The organism is Streptomyces solincola, assembly GCF_002982015.1.
GTDB classification, from domain to species: Bacteria; Actinomycetota; Actinomycetes; order Streptomycetales; family Streptomycetaceae; genus Streptomyces; species Streptomyces solincola.
Map to the genome: position 1 here is coordinate 1 of NZ_PVLV01000747.1, position 1,060 is coordinate 1,060.

1 protein-coding gene and 1 pseudogene are annotated in these 1,060 nt (G+C 79.1%); both read right to left on the bottom strand.

Annotated features, from left to right (window positions below; all coding sequences use genetic code 11):
- Positions 1-385 (bottom strand): annotated as a pseudogene (locus C6N75_RS29930) (hypothetical protein); the annotation flags it as partial.
- Positions 386-552: 167 nt separating this feature from the next.
- Positions 553-1,060: PASTA domain-containing protein (locus C6N75_RS29935; protein ID WP_146132725.1), on the bottom strand; the 508-nt coding region annotated here is incomplete at its 5' end.

Sequence of the window (1,060 nt, forward strand, 5' to 3'; positions counted from 1 at the left end):
GGCCGGGAGCGTCGGGCTCGGCCGCGGGGCGGCCCGGCGGGCGTCCGCCGGCCCCGGTCTGGGCCCAGCCCGGCCAGGGGCCGGCGGCGCCGCCGGGCCAGTCGCGGCCGCTCCAGGGCGCGGACCCGTCGGGGCCGGGCCGGCCGCCCCCGGACGGGTGGCCGTGCGGGGCGCTCCCCGCATCCGTACGCCCGCCGTCGCCGTCCTCGCCACGGCTGTTCCCGGGGCGTATGTCCGGCCGGGCGGCGGTCGCCGGTCCCGAGGAGCGGGCGGCCGCCGGGCCGGACTCCCGGGCCTGGGCGACCCGGTCGGGGCCCGCGCCGAAGCCGGCGAGCGCCAGGGCGGCGAGGAGAACCGCGCACCGCGAGCCGAGTCGTGGAGCCACCGGGTGCCCCCTCCCGCGCCGGACTGCCGAGGAGCCGTACGACGAACTGAGAACGGTCTGAGAACGGACTCAGCGTCACACGACCCTCGCCCGCCGGCATCCCGGGCGGCCACCCGTGCCCGCCGGCAGGGGGAACCCCGCGGGGCGCCGGAGCGCCGCCCGCGCGGTCACCCCTCCGGGTTGTCGCCGGTGGCCACGGTGATGTCGAAGGACTGGCCGGAGGGGTCGACGGCGGAGCCGGCCGGCGGGAACTGCTCGACGACCTGGTCCTCGGCGAAACGGGGGTCGTCGGACGGCTTCTCGTTGAGCTTCCAGCCGGCCGCCTGGAGGCAGGCCTTGACCGACAGGATGTCCTTGTAGCGGAAGTCGGGCGCCTGGACCTTCTCCGGGTCGTCGTAGTCCTCGGGGGCGTCCGTGCACTTGGTGGTGTCCAGGGTGCGGTGCCGCTCGGGGCCGCGGTGCTCGGCGGCCTGGGAGGGCTCGGTGGACGCGGCGGTGGAGGGGGTGGAGCCGCCGCCCGCGCGCGGGTCGTCGGGCTCGTCGCCGCCGCCCAGGCCGATCGCCGCCACGGTGCCGACCACCGCGATCAGGGCGACCGCGGCCGCGCTGATCAGGAGCGTGCTGCTCCGCTTCTTCGGGGCGGCGGGGGGCGTGGGCGCGGCGTACTGGTAGGCC